Origin of the sequence: Fictibacillus sp. BK138 (genome assembly GCF_004216955.1) — a bacterium.
Taxonomy (GTDB): Bacteria; Bacillota; Bacilli; order Bacillales; family Fictibacillaceae; genus Fictibacillus.
Genome location: NZ_SGXL01000001.1, coordinates 192,634 through 206,417 on the forward strand (window position 1 = coordinate 192,634; position 13,784 = coordinate 206,417).

12 protein-coding genes are annotated in these 13,784 nt (G+C 43.8%); 10 read left to right on the forward strand and 2 right to left on the reverse strand.

What is annotated here, in order from left to right; all coding sequences use genetic code 11:
* Nucleotides 1-78 precede the first annotated feature (78 nt).
* The 5 genes from EV282_RS00995 (at nt 79) to EV282_RS01015 (ending at nt 4,188) form a co-directional block, all read left to right on the forward strand.
* Nucleotides 79-519, forward strand: a complete 441-nt coding sequence (locus tag EV282_RS00995) for a DUF1934 domain-containing protein (RefSeq protein WP_066294028.1) — start codon at nt 79-81, stop codon at nt 517-519.
* Nucleotides 516-2,186, forward strand: coding sequence for an arginine--tRNA ligase (argS, locus tag EV282_RS01000; RefSeq protein ID WP_130293009.1), 1,671 nt, complete (start codon nt 516-518; stop codon nt 2,184-2,186). Before EV282_RS00995 ends, argS begins: the two co-directional genes overlap by 4 nt.
* Nucleotides 2,187-2,672: 486 nt before the next feature.
* Complete coding sequence (locus tag EV282_RS01005; protein WP_130296861.1) at nt 2,673-3,143, forward strand: DinB family protein; 471 nt, start codon at nt 2,673-2,675, stop codon at nt 3,141-3,143.
* Nucleotides 3,144-3,236: 93 nt separating this feature from the next.
* Complete coding sequence (locus EV282_RS01010; RefSeq protein WP_130293011.1) at nt 3,237-3,407, forward strand: XapX domain-containing protein; 171 nt, start codon at nt 3,237-3,239, stop codon at nt 3,405-3,407.
* 7 nt (nt 3,408-3,414) lie between these two features.
* Nucleotides 3,415-4,188, forward strand: coding sequence for an alpha/beta fold hydrolase (locus EV282_RS01015; RefSeq protein WP_130293013.1), 774 nt, complete (start codon nt 3,415-3,417; stop codon nt 4,186-4,188).
* Here the strand turns inward: EV282_RS01015 and uvsE are convergent.
* The gene (uvsE, locus tag EV282_RS01020) at nt 4,181-5,134 is read right to left on the reverse strand and encodes a UV DNA damage repair endonuclease UvsE (protein ID WP_130293015.1); all 954 of its coding nucleotides are present in this window, start codon (nt 5,132-5,134) and stop codon (nt 4,181-4,183) included. The genes EV282_RS01015 and uvsE overlap by 8 nt on opposite strands.
* Before the next feature lie 287 nt (nt 5,135-5,421).
* Nucleotides 5,422-6,606, reverse strand: coding sequence for a cardiolipin synthase (gene cls, locus EV282_RS01025; RefSeq protein ID WP_130293017.1), 1,185 nt, complete (start codon nt 6,604-6,606; stop codon nt 5,422-5,424).
* A gap of 202 nt (nt 6,607-6,808) precedes the next feature.
* Between cls and EV282_RS01030 the strand changes: the two genes are divergently transcribed.
* From EV282_RS01030 to EV282_RS01050, 5 genes are all read left to right on the forward strand, one after another.
* Nucleotides 6,809-8,941 carry a heterodisulfide reductase-related iron-sulfur binding cluster gene (locus EV282_RS01030; RefSeq protein WP_130293019.1) on the forward strand — a complete coding sequence of 711 codons (2,133 nt, stop codon included), beginning with the start codon at nt 6,809-6,811 and terminating at the stop codon, nt 8,939-8,941.
* 153 nt (nt 8,942-9,094) lie between these two features.
* The gene (locus EV282_RS01035; protein WP_130293021.1) at nt 9,095-10,279 is read left to right on the forward strand and encodes an acetyl-CoA C-acetyltransferase; all 1,185 of its coding nucleotides are present in this window, start codon (nt 9,095-9,097) and stop codon (nt 10,277-10,279) included.
* Between the two features lie 15 nt (nt 10,280-10,294).
* Entirely contained in the window at nt 10,295-11,146 is an 852-nt protein-coding gene (locus tag EV282_RS01040) for a 3-hydroxybutyryl-CoA dehydrogenase (RefSeq protein WP_130293023.1), read from the forward strand.
* 250 nt (nt 11,147-11,396) lie between these two features.
* Complete coding sequence (locus tag EV282_RS01045) at nt 11,397-12,536, forward strand: acyl-CoA dehydrogenase (protein ID WP_130293025.1); 1,140 nt, start codon at nt 11,397-11,399, stop codon at nt 12,534-12,536.
* A 17-nt stretch (nt 12,537-12,553) separates the two neighbouring features.
* Nucleotides 12,554-13,696 carry an acyl-CoA dehydrogenase gene (locus tag EV282_RS01050; RefSeq protein WP_077360688.1) on the forward strand — a complete coding sequence of 381 codons (1,143 nt, stop codon included), beginning with the start codon at nt 12,554-12,556 and terminating at the stop codon, nt 13,694-13,696.
* Nucleotides 13,697-13,784 lie beyond the last annotated feature (88 nt).

Consider the following 13,784-nt stretch of genomic DNA (forward strand, 5'->3'; position numbering starts at 1 on the left):
GTTGAATGGGAGCAGTGAAATCTTTTATAATAGGTAAGTTAAAGGCAAGGTTACACCAAAAAAGGAAGTGTTGTTCGCATGGATCAAGATACGGAATTGTCTGTTGCGCTTGCAATAAGTTCAGAAGTCCATTTTAGCGGTGAAAAAGAAAAGCATTACACCGAGACAGACGGAAAGCTCTATAAGAGAGGCGACGTGACTTATCTTCAATATAAGGAAGAGATAGAAGGTGCGGGTTCTGTCAATAATGTTATTAAAATCACACACGCTGGAATTCTGATCATCCGCTCAGGCAGTGTATCTATGAAACAGAAATATTTAATCGGCCAAACAACGAAAGGGATGTACGACAGCCCTTATGGCCAGCTTTGGATGGAAACCACCACACACGAAATGAATTTCCGGTGGAACCAGCAAAATCAAACAGGCGATCTTAAGCTCGCGTATGAACTGGTTCTGCAGGGTGAACATACAGGAACACATCGGATCAAGATTAATTTTCAGGAGGCAAAAGCATGAATATCCTTGACCAGGTCAAGCACCTGTTAAAAGAAGAGATTGAAGCAGCAGCAGTGAAAGCAGGACTCGCTAAAAAAGAAGAGCTGCCGGAAGTGGTTCTTGAAGTACCAAAAGATAAAGCACACGGAGATTTCGCGACGAACATGGCGATGCAGCTTGCGCGTATTGCGAAAAAAGCACCTCGCATGATCGCGGACGAGCTTGTTGCGAATTTTGATAAAACACGCGCGTCGATCTCAAAGGTAGAGATCGCAGGTCCTGGATTCATCAATTTCTATATGGACAATTCTTATTTAACGGAGCTTGTGCCGACTGTCTTAAAAGCAGGCAAGGATTATGGGCGCACTGAAATTGGCGGTGGCAAGAAGGTTCAGGTTGAGTTCGTATCTGCGAACCCGACAGGAACACTTCACTTAGGTCATGCACGTGGAGCGGCAGTAGGTGACACGATCTGTAATATCCTTGATTATGCTGGCTATGAGGTTTCCCGTGAATTTTATATCAATGATGCCGGAAACCAGATCAACAACCTGGCAACTTCAATCGAAGCCCGCTACTTCCAGGCGCTTGGCAAGGATAAAGAAATGCCTGAAGATGGCTATCACGGTGCGGATATTATTGAGTTCGGAAAAGATCTTGCTGCAGAGTACGGTGATTCTTGGCTGGATAAAGATGAAGCTGAACGTGTAAGCTTTTTCCGAGAATATGGCCTTAAGCGTGAACTTGAAAAACTGAAAGAAGATTTAGCTGAATTCCGCGTGGATTTTGATGTGTGGTTCTCAGAAACGTCTCTTTACAAAAACGGAAAAATCGATGCTGCGCTTGAGAAGTTAAAAGCAAAAGATGTTGTTTACGAGGAAGAAGGCGCAACTTGGTTCCGTACGACAGATTACGGTGATGACAAAAACCGTGTACTGATCAAGAATGACGGCTCTTACACGTATTTAACACCAGATATCGCTTATCATAATGATAAGTTTGAGCGTGGATTTGAAAAGCTTATCAACATCTGGGGAGCTGACCACCATGGTTATATTCCTCGTATGAAAGCGGCGATCCAAGCTTTAGGCTACGAAAAAGAACAGCTTGACGTAATGATCATCCAGCTTGTTTCTCTTTTTCAAAATGGAGAAAAAGTTCGTATGAGTAAGCGTACAGGGAAAGCTGTTACACTTCGTGAATTGATGGAAGAAGTAGGCATCGACGCTACTCGTTATTTCTTCGCGATGCGTTCAAACGATACGCATCTTGATTTTGATATGGACTTAGCGGTCTCCAAATCAAATGAAAATCCAGTGTTCTACGTGCAATACGCACATGCCCGTGTTTGCAGCATGCTTCGCCAAGGGGAAGAAATGGGTCTTTCTTATGATGGAGACGTAGATCTATCACAGATCGATTCCGAAAAAGAGTTTGAACTTCTGAAGAAAATCGGAGAATTCCCTGCGGTTATTAATGAAGCTTCTGAAAAACTTCTAACGCACCGCGTGACGAACTATGTATTCGAGCTGGCATCTGCTCTCCATAGTTTCTATAACGCAGAGCGTGTACTTGATGCTGAAAATAAACCAAAATCAGAAGCGCGTTTTGCTTTAATGAAAGCTACACAAGTAACAATCGAAAATGCGTTGAACATCGTCGGAGTAGAAGCTCCAGAGCGTATGTAATACTATTGAAAAACCTGTCTGCCGGCAGGTTTTTTCTTTTATTAAAGTGTATTTTTGATTTACGAGAGCGGTTATTAGGATTTACGAGAGCGGTTATTAGGATTTACGAGCGGTTATTAGGATTTACGAGCGGTTATTGAGATTTACGAGCGGTTATTAGGATTTACGAGCGATTATTGAGATTTACGAGCGGTTATTGAGATTTACGAGCGGTTATTGAGATTTACGAGCGATTATTGAGATTTACGAGCGGTTATTGAGATTTACGAGCGGTTATTAGGATTTACGAGCGCTCGTTGTGATTTATGCCCCCCTGAGAGTTCAGTTCCCTCTTAAGACCTTAAAAAGGAAATGCTCTTCTTTTCTTGAATTCTATTAGAGCAGTTTTCAAACGAGGGGGAAATAAATTTGACAACATCCAGCAAAAGTCCGTTTGTAATCGGGGAAATTGAAGGGTACTCTAAGGATTTTTCAACTTTGATCAGTATGATGAACTACACACGAGAAACAACGATAAGAGGTGTTCAGGATCTATCTGTTGAAGCGCTCGATTTTAGAATCAACGGAACAGGAAACTCGATCGGAATGCTGCTTGCACACATAGTGGCAGTGGAGAAAATTTATCAGTATTTAACGACAGATGGGAAAGACTTGCCGGATGAAGAAATTGAACGATATGCAGATACACTTCAACCAGCATTGGATTTGGGGGAAGCGGCTACGATCATTTCAGGCAATCCAGCCGAATTTTATCTAGAAGACATGGCGAAAACGCGTGAAAAAACGCTAGAACTCTTTAGGCAACTTCCAGATTCATGGCTTTATGAAACCACTCCTTGGTGGGAGGATGAAATTTCAAACAACTACTTTAAATGGTTTCATGTTTTTGAAGATGAACTAAGCCACCGCGGCCAAATGCGAATCATCAAAAAACATTATGAACTGTCAAAAAAATAATAGCATGCTGAATAAGGGATATTGTTTGCACATCGAGCCATATTATTAAGAGATAGATTTGGTAAACTCGATTCGATTAGGGGGTACATATAGATGAAGTTAATTCTTTTATCGATTATTACGGGTGTAATTGTAGGGTTTGTGTTTGCGATGTTCAAATTGCCGATTCCCGCACCTCCTGCTCTTCCGGGAATTATGGGGATTGTCGGCATCTATTTAGGGTTCCAGCTGTACGGATGGGTAGCTGCTACTTTTTTAAAGTGAGGGCATTATGGCATTAGCAGGACTGACAACAGAGTTTCAAATCTATTATGAAAAGCTGGGGGAAGGAACACCTGTCGTATTTTTGCACCCCCCAGGCATGAGTCATCTCGTATTTGCCTACCAAAAAAGCCTTTCGTTAGTCTGCCAAACCATTTATCCAGACATAAGGGGACATGGCCGTTCGACCGCTAAAGATCCAAACACTTTTACGATTTATGATCTCGCTGAAGACGTGGCAAATCTTCTGGATCACCTGCTGATCGATCAAGCCGTTATTTGCGGCTACTCTTCAGGAGGATCGATTGCTCAAGCTTTCGCGGTTAAATATCCTGAACGAACAAAAGGACTTATTTTAAGCGGAGGATTTTCGGAAGTATCCACGTTTACACTGAAAAAACAGTTTCAAACAGGAATTAGGCTGGCAAAGAGTACACCAGCCCTTTTAAATCAGATTCTTGTAAATACACATTCCAACACCGAACATGAAAAGAAAGAGATGTTCTTTTATCATAAACAGACTGACCGACCGACGTGGGTGCGCTTTTATAAGGAAAGCATGTCGTTTAACTGTACAGAAAAGATAAAAGAATGGCAGTTTCCGCTTCTTTTTCTTTATGGAGACCAGGCGGAGTATATGCATTATTACCGAAATCTGTATCAGAGAAACGTTCATCAGCGTGCCCAGTTCGTCATGCTGGCAAAAGCTCTGCATCAGCTTCCGATTAAACATTTTGAAAGCTTTAATGCAGAGATCAGACGCTTTGTATCCAGTCTCACATAAGAATCGTTCCACCGCTCATTCTTTTAAAACCGCGTACCTTTTCAAGCTCGCTTATAAGCTGAAGGGCAGCGCGGTCTTTTTGTTTGGCTTCGATCATGACATCGAGTTCACCCGTAAACTCTGACACCATCTTAAAAAAAGGCAGCACATAATCCAGGCTGACAAAGTCATGGTGGCTCCTGTAAGCTTTCTCATCTTTAGGCGAAGAGAGGTGCACTTTCGGCGGCCGTCCTGTATTTTTCCAAGTCTGAACAAAACGGGGCAGCAGCTCTTCTAAAGGCGTGTCACCGGGATTGGCTTTGTAATGATGGTAATCAAACATGAGCGGAACCCCTTCTTTTTCACACACTTCCAATGTTTCTTTGGTCGTGAACGTCTTATCGTCGTTCTCTAGCGTCATGCGTTTTTTAACGTCTGGTGGCAGCATTTTAATATTTTCATAAAACCTTTCTAGCGCCGTTTCTTTATCTCCATAAGCGCCGCCGACATGAATATTGATGTAGCTCCGGTCCTCAATTCCCATTCCTTTTAAAAGATCATAATGATATTGCATATCCTTCACGGCATTTACGGTGACTTCAGGGCGAGGGCTTGTAAAAAGCGTGTATTGATTCGGATGCATGCTCGTCCTAAGATTATACTTCTTCACGAGTTTCTCGATCTCTTTGCATTCCTGTTTGGTCTTTTTTAAATAATCCCACGCAGCTTCCGGATGTGTAGCGAGTGGAACGATAGACGAGGACATACGGTATAGTGGCAACTCGTGCGCGATGCAATAATGGAGAACCCGCAATGTACGCTCCAAATTATTTTTAGTGATGGCAAGGAGCTGGGCTTCCCTTTCCTTCTTGTCTCTTTTTTGGTATGTAGCAAATGTCATCGTTTTAGCTGGCGAGGCCTCATACAAGTTGAGAGCCGTCGAAACAAAACCAAAGGATGTAAGCATTTTTGGCCCCCTTTAAGTTTTTTCACTGATGTTGGAAGTAGTTGATCTACATTTCAGGAGCTCCCTTTCCGCGGGGCGTGCGGTGAGCCCACTCGTCGCTTGGCAACATTGATTGGTCTCACCTGTCCCGCAGATCCCGCAGGACAAGGAAGGCTACGACAGCGATACATCGCACGAAGAAAATTGATATTCATTTTCGAGGAGTCTCGCTCCTTCCATTCCAATCAACTTGTCGACGAAGAAACTTCATAAAAACATCTTAAACAAACTTTTAAAGATAAATTATCTTACAAAAACGGAGAAATAATGAACCCGGCTGCTTCCTTTAGGCGGACTTTAAGCGTTCTGATCTTTTTAAGACGTGTAAGCGTCAGTTTTTCAGAGCGTGCCAGATCCGATTCGATCACTTTTTTTACTTCTTGGATATAATTTTTGTCGGTGAATATGCAGTTGATTTCATCGTTAAAAAAGAAACTGCGGAAGTCAAAATTCGCCGTTCCGATATCGCAGATCTGTTCATCAAACATCAGCACTTTTGAGTGATAGAACCCTTCGTGAAACTGATAGATCTCTGCGCCTGCTTCCAACAGCGGTTTTAAGTAAATGTAGGATGCTTCTTGAACGAGTGCGTGATCAGGATTCATCGGAACGATCAAAGTGAGTTTGACACCTCTTTTTAAAGCTCTGAGTAGTGCCTTGTTCATCTTTTTACCCGGAATGAAGTAAGGTGAACCAATTAAGATGCTTTTTTTCGAACGCTGAATCTTTTCATAAAAGAATCGGTAGACTGCATTTCCATTAGAATGAACGAGCATAAAATCTTTTTGGGAGGAATCGACCTGATCGGCGGCTGCGGATACTTTTAAATCCTCGCCAGACGCCACATTCCAATCGTGATTAAATGATTGCTGAAGTGCGCCAACAACAGACCCCTTTAAGCGCATGTGGTAATCACGCCAATCCCCGAGTTTTGTATCTTTTCCGATATACTCGTTGCCGACATTATATCCGCCAGCATATCCGATCTTTCCATCAATAATGGCTACTTTCCGGTGATTTCGGTGGTTGACCCGATACAGAAAATAAGGAAATCCGGGTTTGTTGCTGTATTGAAAATGAATGCCGGCTTTTTTTAGCGATTGGATGGTTTCCTTCTTAACACCGTGACTGCCGAGAAGATCGAGCAGCAGCCGTACTTCGACACCTTTCTGTGCTTGTTGAATTAAAAGAGAACAAAGCTCCTGCCCGAGTTCGTCATCACGCAGAATATAGAATTGAATGTGAATATATGTAGCTGCATTCTTTATATCTTCAAAAAGTGCATCAAAAAAATGATAGCCTGTTGATAAAAACTGCATTTCTCCTTTTGCCGTTGTTGGAGGCAATTCCAGACTGACTTGTTTCTTATGGCCAAAATAAAAATCAATCCATGCCAAAATGCACAGGATTGCTAGTAAAAGAACGATCCACATCTAAAATTTCTCCTCCTTCTGCAAACTTTCGTATTAGTATGCCCTGCATAAATAAAAGCACTAAAAAATTTTACAATTAAATCCGACTGAATGCTCATTCATTTATTTTTTATGATATAATGATGTCAGAAAATTAATTTTTATTAGAATAGTTAAAAGAGAAAGAAATAGGGAATAGCAGCATTGGAAGGGAGAGAAAGTGATGGACGGCTTAATGATTGCAAACTGGATTGCGTTTCTTTTTGTAACCGCTTACGCATTATTTTTATTTGCCTATGTGGTTAAAACAAGGTATGAGTTTATAAAGCTTGGTAAAAAAGTAGAGTTTGATCATACGGTACAAGAAAGAATTAAAGCAGTTCTAGTCAATGTCTTCGGACAAAAGAAGCTTTTAAAAGATAAAAAAAGCGGTATGATTCACGTTATGTTCTTTTATGGATTTATCCTAGTCCAGTTTGGAGCGATCGATTTTATATGGAAAGGGCTCGCGCCTGGCTCCCATCTGCCTTTAGGTCCGCTTTATCCTGGGTTTACGTTCTTCCAGGAAATCGTAACAACGATGATTTTGGTTGCGGTCGTTTGGGCTTTCTATAGAAGATATGTTGAAAAGCTTGTCCGCTTAAAGCGTGGTTTTAAATCAGGTCTTGTTCTATTGTTCATCGGCGGTTTGATGCTTTCTGTTTTACTCGGAAACGCAGCCGAAATTATTTGGCACGACCTTCCGTACGAATGGACAGCGCCTATTGCATCAGGACTTGCGATGGTTCTTGGCTTTTTAGGAAAAACCGGAGCTGCCGTTGTTTTCTTCATTTCTTGGTGGATTCATTTGTTGTTCTTATTAACATTCTTAGTGTATGTTCCTCAATCAAAGCACGCACATTTAATCGCTGGGCCGCTTAACGTGTGGCTTGGACGTAAAGATAAAGTAGGAAAGTTATCATCGATCAATTTTGAAGATGAGACACAGGAAGTTTTCGGTGTTAACAAGATCGAAGACTTCAACCAGAAGCAGCTTGTTGACCTTTATGCCTGTGTAGAGTGCGGACGCTGTACAAATGTTTGTCCGGCGACAGGCACAGGAAAGATGCTTTCACCGATGGACATGATCGTGAAATTGCGCGACCACTTAACTGAAAAGGGAGCTGCTGTTACTTCCCGCACACCTTGGATGCCAGCATTTGCGTTCTCGAACACAAAAGGCAACCAGATCGCATTTGAAGCGAGAGGTCAAGGTGCACAGGAAACAGCTGCAACTACTGACGGTTCATCTGCCCTTTCTTATGACGTTGAAATGATCGGCGAAGTCATGACAGAAGAAGAAATCTGGGCATGTACGACTTGCCGAAACTGTGAAGATCAATGTCCGGTAATGAATGAGCACGTTGATAAGATCATCGATATGCGCCGATATCTTGTATTGACGGAAGGAAAGATGGATCCTGAAGCGCAGCGTGCGATCAAGAATATCGAGAAGCAAGGAAACCCTTGGGGAATCTCGAAAAAAGAGCGTGAGAACTGGCGTGAACTGAAAGAAGATATCGCCGTTCCAACTGTAAAAGAGAAAGAAAAAGCAGGGGAAGAGTTCGAGTACCTGTTCTGGGTAAGTTCGATGGGTGCTTATGACAACCGTTCACAGAAGATTGCTCTTTCACTTGCAAAGATCATGAACGAAGCGGGCATCACATATGCGATCCTCGGAAACAAAGAGAAGAACTCTGGTGATACGGCACGCCGTCTTGGTAACGAGTTCATGTTCCAGGAGATGGCGAACGCCAATATCGCATTGTTTGAAAAGCATGATGTGAAGAAGATCATTACAATTGACCCGCATGCTTATAACACTTTCAAAAATGAGTATCCTGAGTTTGGTCTGAAGGCAGAAGTTTATCACCATACGGAGCTTCTGGCGGAATGGATCAAGGAAGGAAGAATAAAGCCGAAGTATGAAGTGAATGAAACGATCACGTATCACGATTCATGTTACCTTGGCCGCTATAACGAAGTATACGAACCACCTCGCGATATTTTAAAAGCCATTCCGGGTGTTAAGGTCGTTGAGATGGACCGCAACCGTCAAAACGGTATGTGCTGTGGAGCTGGTGGCGGAATGATGTGGATGGAAGAAAAAGCAGGCTCGCGTGTGAACGTCGCTCGTACAGAGCAGGCTCTAGCTGTGAATCCAACCATGATCGGAAGCGGATGTCCTTACTGCTTAACGATGTTGAGTGATGGGACGAAAGCGAAGGAAGTGGAAGATCAAGTTCAAACGTTAGATGTTGTTGAGATCTTGGAGAAATCTATGTTTGGTACGCAAAAACAAGAAGTTCTTCAGTAATTGAATTTTATATGTATGAGCTGCCTGGTTTTGTGCCGGCAGCTTCATGCTTGATTTTTAGGTGACTGAGCGTTCGCTCGGCAAGTCCAAGATTTTTAAAAGACTCTTTTGAAAGCGTTTACTAAATAACCAATGAATACGGGAGGTTTTTGTATGACTAGATCAGTAATCGTCAGCGGAGCACGTACTCCAGTTGGGAAATTCGGCGGCGGGTTAAGCTCTTTGACTGCTTCGGACTTAGGTGGAATCGCTATTAAAGAAGCGCTTCAGCGCGGAGGTGTTTCTCCTGAATCGGTTGATGAAGTGATTTTAGGGTGTGTTCTTCAAGGCGGGCAAGGCCAGATTCCTTCTCGTCAGGCTGCACAAAAAGCAGGACTGCCGTGGGAAACAAAGACCGAGACGATCAACAAGGTGTGTGCTTCAGGTCTTCGTTCGATTACGATGGCAGATCAGATCATCCGTGCAGGCGATGAAGAAGTGATCGTAGCAGGCGGAATGGAATCGATGAGCAATGCTCCTTATATTTTACCGAAAGCACGCTGGGGTCTTCGTATGGGTGACAGCTCTGTAAAAGATCTTATGGTGCATGACGGTTTGACGTGTACATTTACTGGCGTTCATATGGGGATCTACGGAAATGATGTAGCGAACGAGATGGAGATCTCGCGTGAGCGCCAAGACGAGTGGGCATACAGAAGTCACAGCCTTGCTGTTAAAGCGGCAGATAACAATGTGTTTGCTGAAGAGATCGTTCCTGTTGAAGTTCCTCAGCGTAAAGGTGATCCGATCATCGTTTCAGAAGATGAATCGCCGCGAAAGGATACTTCGGTTGAGTCTCTCGCAAAATTAAGACCTGTTTTTTCACAAGATGGAACGATTACGGCAGGAAATGCACCAGGTGTAAATGACGGTGCGGCAGCAGTCGTTGTGATGAGTGAAGAGCGCGCTGCGAAAGAAGGCAAAGAAGTGATGGCGACGATCTTAGGTCACACAGCGATCGCGGTAGAAGCGAAGGATTTCCCGAAAACGCCAGGGCTTGTCATTACAGAGCTTTTAAAGAAAACAGGAAAAACGTTAGATGAAATCGACCTTTTTGAAATCAATGAAGCATTCGCAGCTGTCGCTTTAACGAGTGCAGAGCTTGCTGGATTAGATCTTGAAAAAGTAAACGTGAACGGCGGCGCAGTAGCACTCGGCCATCCGATCGGAGCAAGCGGAACACGAATCGTACTTACATTGATACACGAATTAAAAAGACGCGGCGGCGGACTAGGAATCGCTTCGATCTGTTCAGGCGGCGGTCAAGGTGACGCGATCTTAGTAGAAGTAAAAGGATAAAAGGAGGAAGAGTAAGTGAGCATAAATCAAATTATGGTGATTGGCGCAGGACAGATGGGATCAGGGATCGCACAAGTTTGTGCCATGGCAGGCTACGACGTGATTTTACATGATATTAAGGATGAATTTGTAGAAAAGGGATTAGGAAATATTCAGAAGAACTTAAATCGCCAAGTTGAAAAAGGGCGCATGGAGGAAAGTGAAAAAGAAACAATACTTTCACGTGTAACTTCATCTGTATCTTTAGAAAATGCTTCAAAAGCAGACCTCGTAATCGAAGCGGTTGTTGAGAACATGGATGTGAAAACACAGCTGTTCAAGATGCTGGACCAGTATGCACCAGACCACGCGATCTTAGCGTCAAACACATCTTCTCTTCCGATTACAGAAATTGCAGCGGCTACAGACCGTCCTGAAAAAGTGATCGGCATGCACTTCATGAACCCCGTGCCGGTTATGAAACTTGTAGAAATCATCCGCGGACTGCAAACGTCTGATGATGTTTACGAAACGATCGAAGCGGTATCCAAGAAACTTTCAAAAGTACCAGTAGAAGTAAACGACTTCCCGGGCTTCATCTCGAATCGCATTCTAATGCCGATGATCAACGAAGCGATCTTCGCGGTCTACGAAGGCGTTGCTACACCGGAAGCGGTTGACGAGATTATGAAACTCGGAATGAACCACCCGATGGGGCCGTTAACTCTAGCAGACTTTATCGGACTCGATACATGCCTGTACATCATGGAAACGCTGCATGAAGGCTTCGGCGACGATAAATACCGCCCGTGCCCGCTCTTAAGAAAGTACGTAAAAGCTGGATGGTTAGGCAAGAAGACAGGCAAAGGCTTCTACACCTACGCATAGGGGTGGGGGTAGGGGTCTGACCCCAAACAAAGACAAAATGCTGTTTTGTCTTTGTGAGAAAGACAGATCGACAGAAATGCTTCAGGCATCTGTGCCAAGATAGATTCAAGATCCAGCTTCAATGACCAGCCCCTCGAGGTCACTTTTCTCTTTCCTTGTGGCACAAAAAGCGTGTCTTCAGTCAAGAGTTAAGTGCTTGTCGGGGCTAAACGGTCATTTCAGCATTTCAATAAGGAAATGGGGAGAGACCATGAACCTCGTGTTTACGGAAGAACAAAAGATGATGCAGAAGATGGTACGGGATTTTGCACAAAAAGAGATAGCACCGGCCATTGAACATATGGAAGAGACGGAAGAGTTTCCGCGTCATCTTATAAAGAAGATGGCGGAGCTTGGGCTGATGGGTATTCCGATCCCTGAAGAGTACGGCGGAGCAGGGATGGATTTTACATCATACATCATCGCGATCAACGAATTATCAAAAGTGAGCGCGACGATCGGTGTTATTTTATCTGTTCATACAAGTGTCGGAACGAATCCGATTCTTTATTTCGGGAATGAAGAACAAAAGAAGAAATACATTCCTAAGTTAGCGAGTGGAGAGTACCTTGGGGCGTTCGGACTAACAGAACCAAGTTCAGGTTCTGATGCAGCAAGCTTAAAGACGAGAGCGGTTAAAAAAGATGATCATTACATCTTGAACGGCTCGAAGATTTTTATTACGAATGCAGGCGAAGCGGATGTATATATCGTGTTTGCTTCAACTGAACCTGACAGAGGCAGCTACGGGATCTCGGCCTTCATCGTAGATAAAGATACGCCAGGGTTTTCAGTAGGAAAGAAAGAGAAAAAAATGGGGTTGAACGGATCAAACACGTGCGAGATCGTTTTCGAGGATGCGCGTGTTCCTGCTGAAAATCTGCTTGGCAATGAAGGGGAAGGCTTTAAGATTGCGATGAGCAACCTGGATGTGGGCAGGATCGGTATCGCTGCACAATCCTTGGGTATAGCAGAAGCTGCCTTAGAATATGCAACGAACTATGCAAAAGAGAGAAAACAGTTCGGGAAGCCAATCGGGGCGAATCAAGGTCTTGGGTTCAAGCTGGCGGACATGGCAACAGAAGTGGAAGCGGCAAAATTGTTAACGTATCGTGCGGCAGATCTAAAGACAAACAATATGTCTTGCGGAAAAGAAGCGTCGATGGCAAAACTATTCGCTTCAGAAACAGCGATGAAATCAGCGATTGAAGCTGTGCAAGTATATGGCGGATACGGCTACACGAAAGAATATCCGGTTGAAAGACTGTTCCGTGATGCGAAGGTGTGTCAGATCTACGAAGGAACAAGTGAAATTCAGCGTATGGTACTCAGCAAACACCTACTAGGGTAAGAGGGAGAGAAAAAGAGATGCAATTTTTATTATCTGAAGAACATGAAATGATCCGTAAGATGGTGCGTGACTTCGCGAAGAACGAAGTAGAACCGACAGCGGCTGAGCGTGATGAAGAAGAGCGTTTCGACCGTGAGATTTTTGATCAGATGGGAGAATTAGGACTTTGCGGTATTCCTTGGCCGGAAGAGTACGGCGGAATTGGCGGAGACTATCTTGGCTACGTAATCGCAGTTGAAGAACTTTCGCGCGTTTGTGCGTCTGTGGGTGTAACCCTTTCTGCACATACGTCCCTTGCTGGCTGGCCGATTTTCAAGTTCGGTTCAGAAGAGCAAAAGCAAAAGTTCCTTCGTCCGATGGCAGAAGGAAAGAAGATCGGTGCTTACGGCTTAACGGAGCCAGGTTCTGGATCTGATGCAGGAAACATGAAAACGACTGCGAAAAAAGACGGCGATCACTACATCATCAACGGTTCTAAAATCTTTATCACGAACGCTGGCGACGCAGAGATCTATGTCGTGTTTGCTCGCACAGATATTGATGCAGGAACAAGAGGTGTTTCCGCATTTATCGTAGAAAAAGGGACACCAGGATTTTCTTTTGGTAAAAAAGAAAAGAAACTCGGTATCCGTTCATCTCCAACATTAGAGATCATTTTCGAAGATTGCCGCGTGCCAGCTGAAAACCTTCTTGGAAAAGAGGGCGAAGGCTTTAAGATCGCGATGATGACGCTTGATGGCGGACGCAACGGTATCGCTGCTCAAGCCGTTGGGATCGCGCAAGGTGCACTTGACGCATCCGTTAATTACGCAAAAGAACGCAAGCAGTTTGGTAAGCCGATCGGTGTGAACCAAGGAATCGGATTTAAACTAGCTGACATGGCAACAAAAGTAGAAGCAGCAAGACTCTTAACCTATCAGGCAGCATGGAGAGAATCAGAAGGTCTGCCATACGGAAAAGAATCAGCGATGTCTAAGCTTTTCGCTGGAGACATTGCAATGGAAGTAACAACAGACGCAGTTCAAGTATTCGGCGGATACGGGTACACGAAAGAATACCCGGTTGAGCGCTATATGAGAGACGCGAAAATCACACAAATTTACGAAGGAACACAAGAAATCCAGCGTCTCGTTATTTCGAAGATGCTTTTAAAAGATTAAGAGTTAGGAAATTTGCGACACTCTGTTTAGAAAAGCTTCCTGCCGAGCCCTTGGGCTGTTCATCCACGAATAGGTTTTCTTTTTAACA

Coding starts and splice junctions, on each gene's coding strand:
- EV282_RS00995 (WP_066294028.1), top strand. CDS start 79: ATGGATCAAGATACGGAATTGTCTGTTGCGCTTGCAATAAGTTCAGAA.
- argS (WP_130293009.1), top strand. CDS start 516: ATGAATATCCTTGACCAGGTCAAGCACCTGTTAAAAGAAGAGATTGAA.
- EV282_RS01005 (WP_130296861.1), top strand. CDS start 2,673: ATGATGAACTACACACGAGAAACAACGATAAGAGGTGTTCAGGATCTA.
- EV282_RS01010 (WP_130293011.1), top strand. CDS start 3,237: ATGAAGTTAATTCTTTTATCGATTATTACGGGTGTAATTGTAGGGTTT.
- EV282_RS01015 (WP_130293013.1), top strand. CDS start 3,415: ATGGCATTAGCAGGACTGACAACAGAGTTTCAAATCTATTATGAAAAG.
- uvsE (WP_130293015.1), bottom strand. CDS start 5,134: ATGCTTACATCCTTTGGTTTTGTTTCGACGGCTCTCAACTTGTATGAG.
- cls (WP_130293017.1), bottom strand. CDS start 6,606: ATGTGGATCGTTCTTTTACTAGCAATCCTGTGCATTTTGGCATGGATT.
- EV282_RS01030 (WP_130293019.1), top strand. CDS start 6,809: ATGGACGGCTTAATGATTGCAAACTGGATTGCGTTTCTTTTTGTAACC.
- EV282_RS01035 (WP_130293021.1), top strand. CDS start 9,095: ATGACTAGATCAGTAATCGTCAGCGGAGCACGTACTCCAGTTGGGAAA.
- EV282_RS01045 (WP_130293025.1), top strand. CDS start 11,397: ATGAACCTCGTGTTTACGGAAGAACAAAAGATGATGCAGAAGATGGTA.
- EV282_RS01050 (WP_077360688.1), top strand. CDS start 12,554: ATGCAATTTTTATTATCTGAAGAACATGAAATGATCCGTAAGATGGTG.